Origin of the sequence: Mesorhizobium sp. WSM4989 (assembly GCF_029625795.1) — a bacterium.
In the GTDB taxonomy this organism is placed as follows: domain Bacteria; phylum Pseudomonadota; class Alphaproteobacteria; order Rhizobiales; family Rhizobiaceae; genus Mesorhizobium.
In genome coordinates this window covers 287,405-296,128 of the sequence record NZ_JARTVN010000002.1, presented here as the reverse complement: position 1 = coordinate 296,128, position 8,724 = coordinate 287,405, and the positions used below count along the sequence as shown (strand labels likewise).

The following is an 8,724-nucleotide window of genomic DNA, read 5'->3' as shown; positions in this document are numbered from 1 at the left end:
CCCCCCCCCCCCCCCCCGGACCGTATTGATGCTTACTTCACATTGGCGCCGACAACGGCGTCCCAGTTCTTGGTGATGGCTTCTTTCGCCTTGCCCTGTTCATCGAGCGTCGGAAACACCGCGGCCGCATAGGACTCGGCCGGAGGCATCTTCGCCAGCATATCCGCCGGAACCTTGCCGTTCTTGGCGAGATCGTTGAAGCGGATCGGGTGGCAATAGCCCTTCAGCCAGCCGATCTGGCCTTCGTCGGAGTAGAGATATTCCAGCCAAAGCTTGGCCGCATTCGGATGCGGCGCGTAAGCGCTGATCGCCTGCACGTAAACGCCGGCGACAACGCCGGTCTTCGGCACAATGACGTCAACGGGGGGATTGCCCTTCAGCGTGTCGCGACCGGAGAGCGCGTTGTAGTCCCAGGTGACGAGGATCGGCGTCTGGCCCTGGGCGAGCGTCGCGGTTTTGCCGATGACCGGCACGAAGTTGCCGGCGGCATTGAGCTTCTTGAAAAACTCGAGCCCGGCAGTGCCTGCGGCTTCGCCAGCGGCAGCACCGCTGGCAAGGCCGGCGGCGTAGACGGCCTGGATAGCCTGGTTCGAAGCGCGCGGATCGCCGGCAAGGGCAACCGAGTTGGCGAATTCAGGCTTCAGCAGGTCGGCCCAGTCGGTCGGCGATTCTTTGACCAGATCCTTGTTCACCTGGAACGAGAGCACGCCATAATAGTCGGCTGTCCAGTAGCCGTCAGCGTCCTTGGCGCTGTCCGGAATGGAATCCCAGGTCGAGACTTTATAAGGCTGGATCAGGCCGTCCTTCTTGGCGGACGGACCGAAGGACAGGCCGACGTCGATGACGTCAGGTGCCTGCGGGCCCTTGTTGTCCTTGTTCGCTTTGATCGCCTCGATCTCATCGCCGGAGCCTGCATCCGGGTTGAGCTCGTTGACGGTGATCTCCGGATACTTCGCCTTGAAGCCGGCGATGACGTCGCCATAGCCGCACCAGTCGTGCGGCAGCGCGATGGTGGTGAGCTGGCCCTCGGCTTTCGCCGCCTTGACGAGATCGTCCATCGCGTCGGCGGACGAAATCACCGTCGACGCAAACAGCGCCGCGGCCGAAAGGGAAAGCACTTTCCCCGTGAATTTGAACATGTGTTCTCTCCGTTGAACTGACGCCATTGGACGCCTGCGATGCGGTATCGTTTTCGTGTGACAGCCAGATGAAAGCTTTGTGAAAGCGGCACCCCGCAACACGAAAAAGTAAACTCTCTTTAACCGGCTGTAGCAATCGCTTCGCGATTCTTTTTCCGGCTAATTATTCTCCTCCTTGCATTCCGCCCGTTGCCCTTTCCTTTCCCCTCGTTTCCAGATCAACTTTCCGCTGCAAATTGGTTTACACAGACCCTACGATGGCATTTTCGAGCAGAGCAAGCGCCCCTTTCTTGGTGAGCTTGACCGGATTGCCGCCGGCGGTCGGATCGACCACCGCCATGTCGGCGATCAGTGTCTTGCGGTTCTTGTCCATGTCGAGGTCCTTGATCAGGCCGGGCAGCGCATGCGGCACCTTGAGCTCCTTGCGCAATTTGATGACGGCTTTTGCGAAGCCATCGAAGCCGCCCTTGATGCCGCAATAGGCGGCGAGCCGCGCGATGCGATCCTCGATCGCATCGCGGTTGAAGGCGAGGACATAGGGCATGAACACCGCATTGGTCATGCCGTGATGGGTGTCGTAGAGCGCGCCGATCGGATGCGACAGAGAGTGGATGGCGCCCAGCCCTTTCTGGAAGGCGGCCGCGCCCATCGCGGCCGCGCTCATCATATTCGCGCGGGCGACCAGATCCTTGCCGTTGGCGAAGGCCTTGGGCAGGTTTTCGAACACCAGCCGGATGCCTTCCACGGCGATGCCGTCTGCCATCGGATGATAGCCCGGCGCGCAATAGGCTTCGAGGCAGTGGGCGAGCGCGTCCATGCCGGTGCCGGCCGTGATGAAGGGCGGCATGCCGACCGACAGCTCCGGATCGGCAATCACGATCGCCGGCAAAAGCTTCGGGTGGAAAATGACTTTCTTGGTGTGGGTCTCTTCATTGGTGATGACGCCGGCGCGGCCGACCTCGGAACCGGTGCCCGCCGTGGTCGGCACCGCGATGATCGGCGCGATCGCATCCGAGTTGGCGCGCGTCCACCAGTCGCCGATGTCCTCGAAATCCCATACCGGACGCGTCTGCCCGGCTTGGAAGGCGATCAGCTTGCCGAGGTCGAGCGCCGAGCCGCCGCCGAAAGCGACGACCCCGTCATGCTTGCCTTTTTTGAACACGGCGATGCCGGCGATCAGGTTGGACTCGACCGGGTTCGGCTTCACCTCGGAAAAGACGCCATAAGGCACATTGGCATCGTCGAGGATCTTCAGTGTCGAAGCGACGACGGGCAGCTTCGCCAGGCCCGGGTCGGTCACGAAAAGCGGGCGCTTGATGCCTGCCGCAGCCAGCGCGTCCGGCAGTTCCTTGATGCGCCCCGCGCCGAAGCGGACGGTGGTGGGGTAGTTCCATTTGGAGGTGAGCTTGGACATGGATTGTCTTTCGAATTCAGATCGCTTCGCGCAGGTGATAGGATTTCGGCCGGGTCAGGTTGTCGTAGCCGATGGCGGACAGCGCCGCGCCCTTGCCGGTGTCCTTGACGCCGGTCCAGACCAGCGCCGGATCGAGATAGTCGCAGCGGTTCATGAACACGGTGCCTGTCTGGACCCGGTCGCCGATCGCCACGGCGCGCTCGGTGTCGCGCGTCCAGATCGAGGCCGTCAGCCCATAGGGGCTGTCGTTCATCAGCGCGATGGCTTCCTCGTCGTCGCGCACCTTCATGATGCCGACGATCGGGCCGAAGCTTTCCTCGCGCATGACGCTCATCTGGTGGTCGACACCGGTCAGCACTTCCGGCGCCAGATAGGGCGAGCCCGGCCTGTCGTTTTCCACCTTCATGGCGATATGCGCCTTGGCGCCCTTGCGCAGCGCCTCTGCCTTCTGCTCGCGGATCAGGTCGGCGAAGCGTGCCTGCGCCATCGGACCCATGGTCGTCGCCTGCTCCAGCGGATTGCCGACGACATAGTTCCTGGTCTCGGCGACAAAACCTTCGACGAACTCGTCATAGACCTTTTCGTGCACATAGACGCGCTCGATGCCGCAGCAGCATTGGCCGGAATTGTAGAAGGCGCCGTCGACCAAATTGGCGACCGCATGGTCCATTTTGGCGTCGGGAAGGACATAGGCCGGATCCTTGCCGCCGAGCTCGAGGCCGAGCGTCATGAAGGTGCCGGCCGCGGCCTTCTCGATGGCGCGGCCGCCGGCAACCGAGCCGGTGAAGTTGACATGATCGATCTTGCCCGAGCCGAGCAGCCTTTCGGTCTGGTCGTGGTTCATGACCAGATTCTGGAACAGGCCTTTCGGCAGGCCCGCCTTGTCGAACGCCTGCTGGAAGCGCTCGCCGACCAGCAGCGTCTGCGCCGCATGCTTGAGGATGACCGCGCTTCCGGCCATCAGCGCCGGCACGATCGTGTTGACCGCGGTGAGATAAGGATAGTTCCACGGCGCGATCACCAGCACGACGCCAAGCGGCACCTTCTTGACATAGCGGCGAAAGCCGTCCTTCGGATTGGAGGCCATGATCGGCTTCAGCGCAGCTTCCGCGATCTCGACCATGTAGCTGGTGCGTTCCTTGACGCCGCCGAACTCGCCGCCATAGCGCACCGGCCGCCCCATCTGCCAGGCGATCTCGGGCACGATCTCGTCGCTGATGCCGACCAGCGCTTCCAGCATGGCCAGCATGTACTTGCCGCGCTCCGCGACCGGTGTCTCGGCCCACTTCTCCTGCGCCGCCCTGGCGCGCTCTACTGCCGCGTTGATCGCCTGATCCGTCGCGACCGGCCGCTCGGCATAGATCGAGCCATCGATGGGTGATTTAAGTTTTACGGTATCCAAGAAGACGTCTCCAAATTGACTCTTTCAGCAGGCGATGGCTCTGACATGACCATGCGCGGCATAGGCCAAAATGGCCTTGTCACGGGTTACGATAGTCAAATCGCGCTCCCGCGCGGTCGCTATCAGAATTCGATCCATTGGATCGCTGTGAACGACACCTGGGAGGTAGGAGGCCGCGATGAGAATACGTGGCGTCACCCCTTCCACTGTGACGGCCGCCGCCTCAACGAACTCGTCGAACCAACGGTCGGGCGTCTTCGTGGACGGCAACCTGCCCTTCGATACCAGCATGCCCATCTCCCATGCCGTCATGACCGATACGTTCAGCGTGCCGGACTGAGGAGCCTTGCTGATAGCCGTTGTCGCCGCATCGGCTATCGGTTCGTCCTGCGAAATCCAGATGACCGCGCAAGTGTCCAACAGAAGGTTCTCAGTCTTCATAGACCTTGCCCCAATCCTGCTCGACAGGCTCCGTCAGATCGACCTCTGGGAGGATAGTAAGCGTTCCCTTCATGCAGCCGAAGATCGGGTGCCGTGTCGGTGTCCCGCCGATCTCGGCCTGAGCCGATTCGCCGAACCCCTTTGCAGTGCCGGAACCTGGCTGAACGCGCCGAAAGACCAGATTTTCGCCCGCTATATTGACGGACTCAGTCTGGAACCCCGCGGCCAGCCACTCCTTTGTCATTGGATTGTTGCTGGGGTTATTGCTCCACCAAGCCGGATACTGCTTGGACGCCGGTAGCTTTTCGCCAAGCAGCTTCTCGATGTCGCTGAACGACATCGGAACCCGCTCGCCGGTTTGAGCCATAAGATACGAACGCAAAGGCGAATACTTTCCCATTCTCACGTTCCCGAACTCAACCAGCCAAGACTGCAGCTTTAGTTAGGTTCAGTCAACGTCGATTACAGCTTTAGTAGCGTTCAAACCCCCGGTGCAGTTCCCAATCCGTGATACGGCGGTCGTATTCGAACTGCTCCCAGCGGGCGGTGTGGACATAGTGCTCGATCACCTCCTCGCCGAAGGCCTGCTTCAGCATCGTGGAGCCTTCCAGCGTCTCGGTGGCATCGCGCAGCGTCTTCGGGATTTCCGGCAGTTGCGACGCCTGATAGGCGTCGCCGACAAACGGCTTCTGCAGCTCCAGCTTCTCGTCGATGCCGGCGAGACCGGCCGCGATCAGCGCGGCGAAGGCGAGATAGGGGTTGAGATCGGCGCCGCCGATGCGGCATTCCATGCGGATGCCCTTGGTACCCTCGCCGCACAGCCGGAATCCCGCCGTGCGGTTGTCCTCGCTCCACATGATCTTGGTCGGCGCGAAGGTGCCGGCCTGGAAGCGCTTGTAGGAGTTGATGTACGGCGCCAGGAACCAGGTGAACTCCTTGGCGTATTTGAGCTGGCCGGCCGCCCATTGCTGGCCGAGGCTCGACAGCGTCCATTCGGCGTTTTTGTCGAAGAACAGCGGCGTCCCGCCGTCGGCGCTCCACAGCGAATTGTGGATGTGGCTGGAATTGCCGGCGAGCCCGTAATTGTACTTGGCCATGAAGGAGATGGCCTTGCCTTCGGAATCGGCGATCTCCTTGGCGCCGTTCTTCAGGATGACGTGGCGATCCGCCATCTCGAGCGCCTCGGCATAGCGCACATTGATCTCTTCCTGGCCCGGACCCCACTCGCCCTTGGAATTTTCGATCGGGATACCGGCTGCCTCCATCTCGTTGCGGAGCCGGCGCATGACGCCTTCTTCCTTGGTGGTGATGCCGATCTGGTAGTCGCCGATATAGGGCGAAGCGCTGTCGAGCCCTTGCCAGTGCTTCCTGCGCGCCGATTCATAGGTTTCGCTGAACAGGTAGAATTCGAGCTCGGAGGCGAAGTAGCCGATATAGCCGCGCTCGCTCAGGCGCTTGACCTGCTTCTTCAGGATCGCGCGCGGCGAATGCGCGAGGTCCTCATGGTCGTGATGATCGAGCACGTCGCAGATGACCAGCGCCGTCTTCTCCAGCCATGGGACGCGCCGCAACGTCGACAGGTCGGGTTTCATGACAAAGTCGCCATAACCCTTCGACCAGCTCGCCGCCTTGTAGCCCGGCACCGGCTCCATATCGATGTCGCAGGCCAGCAGATAGTTGCAGCCATGCGTCTCGCCATGCGCGGAATCGACGAAATACTGGGCCAGGAAGCGCTTCCCCGCGAGCCGGCCCTGCATGTCGACGATGCAGGCCAGCACCGTGTCGACCTCGCCGTTCGAGACCGCTTTCTTCAACTGATCGAACGAGAAATTCCCGGCCATTCCTTTGGCACTCCAACACTTGTCGATTGAAAGGGAGAAACGAAGCCCTGGCCGGCGTGACGCCGGCCAGGGCCATGATGTCCGATGTCAGTGGCCGGTCTCGCCGACCGCCTGCTCTGCCGCCTTGATCGCCGCCTGGCGCGCCGCGATGATGTCGCCGAGCGGCGGCCCCTGGAAGCGGTTGCGCTCGAAGGCGAACCAGACGACCGCCGTCAGGATGAAGAAGCCGACGGTGATGTAGAGCGCCCAGTCGTTCGGCGGCTGGATGCCGATGACGAAGATCAGGATCATCGACACGATCGAGAGCAGACCGAACAGCATGAAGATGCCGCGGCCCATGTTCCACGGCCCCATCTTGTCCCACTTCGGCGTCCCCCAGGCCGTCATGCCGAGCACGATCGGCACGGTGAAGGAGAGGAACAGGAAGATGACGGTGCAGGACACCACGATCGTGTAGGCCGAGGTGCCGGCGACCGAGACCACCGACGAGCCCCACACGAACAGCACCGACAGGATCGAGGCTGTCCAGATCGCCGCCACGGGCGTGCGATAGGTCGGGCTGACCTTGGAAAGCGCTGCCGAGCCGGGCAGGCCGCCGTCACGCGAGAAGGCGAAGATCATGCGCGAGGCCGACGTGACGGTGGCAAGGCCGCACAGCAGCTGTGCCAGGAACACGACGAGATAGACGAACTCCTTCAGTCCGGTTCCGACGCGCTGGTCGAAGGCCCAGAAGAACACGTTCCAGCCCTGCTTGGCGGCCTCGTCCATGTTCGGGATCATCAACACGAAGGCAGCCAGGAACAGGTAGCCAAACAGCGCCGACCAGATGACCGACATGACCATCGCGCGCGGCACGGAAGAAGCCGCCTTGATGGTTTCCTCCGACGTGTGCGCCGAGGCGTCATAGCCGGTGATCGTATAGATCGGCAGCAGGAGGCCCAGCGCGAAGACCCAGGCGTTCGAGACCTGCGGCCACACGCCGCCTCCGGCATCGCCTGAGTAGTTGTGGAAGGTGAAGAGGCGGCTGAAGTCCCAGGTCTCGGCCGAGAGCAGGCAGACCACCGCGATCAGGATCGAGCCGAAGAAGATCAGATAGCCCGAAAAGTCGGTTAGCTTTGCCGTCAGCTTGATGCCCAGATGGTTGATCAGCGCCTGCGCACCGGTGATGATGACCAGGAAGATCGTCTGGGTGGTCAGGTTGTTTTCAATGCCCAGCGCCGGCCCGAAAGCGCCGACGAAGAAAGTCCAGGTGCCGACGTTGATGGCGCCGAGCACGGTGATCAGGCCAAGCAGGTTGAGCCAGGCGGTAACCCAGCCGGTGCCGCGATTGCCGAGGATCGAGCCCCAGTGATAGAGGCCGCCGGCCGTCGGATAGGCCGAGCTGATCTGCGACATGGCGACCGCGAAGGTGAGCGACACGAAACAGCCCACCAGCCAGCCTATGCCGATGCCGATGCCGCCGGCGCCGGAGGTCGCCTGCGCCAGCGAGTTGATGCCGCCGGACAGGATGCAGATGATGGAGAAGGAAACCGCGAAATTCGAGAAGCGGCTGAGGCGCCGCTCCAGTTCCTGGGCATAGCCCATGCTGTGGAGGACCTGTATGTCCTCAGCCTTGTCGACTTCGGTGTAGTCATTTGCTGCCATGTTGGAAGTCCCCTGTGGTTTCTTAGCTGGCCGACTGTACTGACTTTCCCATTGCGCGTTGTCGGGAGCCCCTGGCCTCCTCGGGCTCCAGATTCGAGAATATGCCTGTGAGCAGATCCGCCCATTTCCGCTGCCCGGTCTCGCCGGAGATCTCGTCGTTGCGGATTTCGATCATCGCGCAGGCAAGGCCGCGCGAGCGCGCGTGCCGTTCCAGCGTGAAATAGACGCGGTCGGCCGGCGAATAGGGTTCGTTGACGCCAACGGTGACGCCGGACAGCCGCTTGAGCGCCGATATCAGCGGCGCTGCCAGCCGGCGATCGTCGTCATGGATGATGCCGATATGCCAGGGACGGCTCCTGCCCTTATAAACCGGCGTGAAGGAGTGCACCGACACCAGGCGCGTTTCCTGCCCGAGCGCCAGCCGCTGCTCGATGATCTCAGCGATCGAGTCGTGGAACGGACGCCACGCGAGATCGATCCGCTCCGCGCGCTGCTTGCCAGAGAGATTCGAATTGCCCGGAATGGCCGTCGCCTCGCTGACCGGCGGCACGAGGTCCGGCGCGTCGAGCGGGCGGTTGCAGTCGATCACCAGGCGCGAGATGCGGGTTTCGACCAGCGTGGCGTCGAGCGCGTCGGCCATCCGGCTGGCGACCGGCAGTGCGCCCGGATCCCAGGCGATATGCCGGGAGAGATCCTCGGCGGGCAGCCCGAGCGTTCCGAATTCGGCGGGCAGGAAGTTCGAGGCGTGATCGCAGGTGAGGACGAAGGGGCTCGAGCCGCCGGGGTTGGTCACCCTCACGGTCTCAGACGGTGCAAGGCTGGCGCGCCGTGCTTTGGCCATAC

8 protein-coding genes are annotated in these 8,724 nt (G+C 62.5%); all 8 read right to left on the bottom strand.

Going from position 1 to position 8,724, the window contains the following annotated elements:
• Window positions 1-32: 32 nt before the first annotated feature.
• Window positions 33-1,139 (bottom strand): ABC transporter substrate-binding protein, encoded by a 1,107-nt coding sequence (locus P9217_RS14180; protein ID WP_095800499.1) that lies wholly within the window; start codon window positions 1,137-1,139, stop codon window positions 33-35.
• A gap of 241 nt (window positions 1,140-1,380) precedes the next feature.
• Window positions 1,381-2,553 (bottom strand): iron-containing alcohol dehydrogenase, encoded by a 1,173-nt coding sequence (locus tag P9217_RS14175; protein ID WP_095800500.1) that lies wholly within the window; start codon window positions 2,551-2,553, stop codon window positions 1,381-1,383.
• Between the two features lie 16 nt (window positions 2,554-2,569).
• Window positions 2,570-3,955 (bottom strand): aldehyde dehydrogenase family protein, encoded by a 1,386-nt coding sequence (locus tag P9217_RS14170; RefSeq protein WP_067325854.1) that lies wholly within the window; start codon window positions 3,953-3,955, stop codon window positions 2,570-2,572.
• Between the two features lie 24 nt (window positions 3,956-3,979).
• Window positions 3,980-4,396, bottom strand: coding sequence for a type II toxin-antitoxin system VapC family toxin (locus P9217_RS14165; protein WP_095823438.1), 417 nt, complete (start codon window positions 4,394-4,396; stop codon window positions 3,980-3,982).
• Window positions 4,386-4,796: a hypothetical protein gene (locus tag P9217_RS14160; RefSeq protein WP_095823439.1), complete on the bottom strand. Its 411-nt coding sequence runs from the start codon at window positions 4,794-4,796 to the stop codon at window positions 4,386-4,388. The genes P9217_RS14165 and P9217_RS14160 overlap by 11 nt, the downstream gene beginning before the upstream one ends.
• A gap of 70 nt (window positions 4,797-4,866) precedes the next feature.
• Window positions 4,867-6,237 carry a glutamine synthetase family protein gene (locus tag P9217_RS14155; RefSeq protein ID WP_095778816.1) on the bottom strand — a complete coding sequence of 457 codons (1,371 nt, stop codon included), beginning with the start codon at window positions 6,235-6,237 and terminating at the stop codon, window positions 4,867-4,869.
• 87 nt (window positions 6,238-6,324) lie between these two features.
• Window positions 6,325-7,881, bottom strand: coding sequence for an amino acid permease (locus tag P9217_RS14150; RefSeq protein WP_278087096.1), 1,557 nt, complete (start codon window positions 7,879-7,881; stop codon window positions 6,325-6,327).
• Window positions 7,882-7,903: 22 nt separating this feature from the next.
• On the bottom strand, window positions 7,904-8,722 hold the full coding sequence (locus P9217_RS14145) for an N-formylglutamate amidohydrolase (protein WP_127215381.1): 819 nt from the start codon (window positions 8,720-8,722) through the stop codon (window positions 7,904-7,906).
• Window positions 8,723-8,724: the final 2 nt, after the last annotated feature.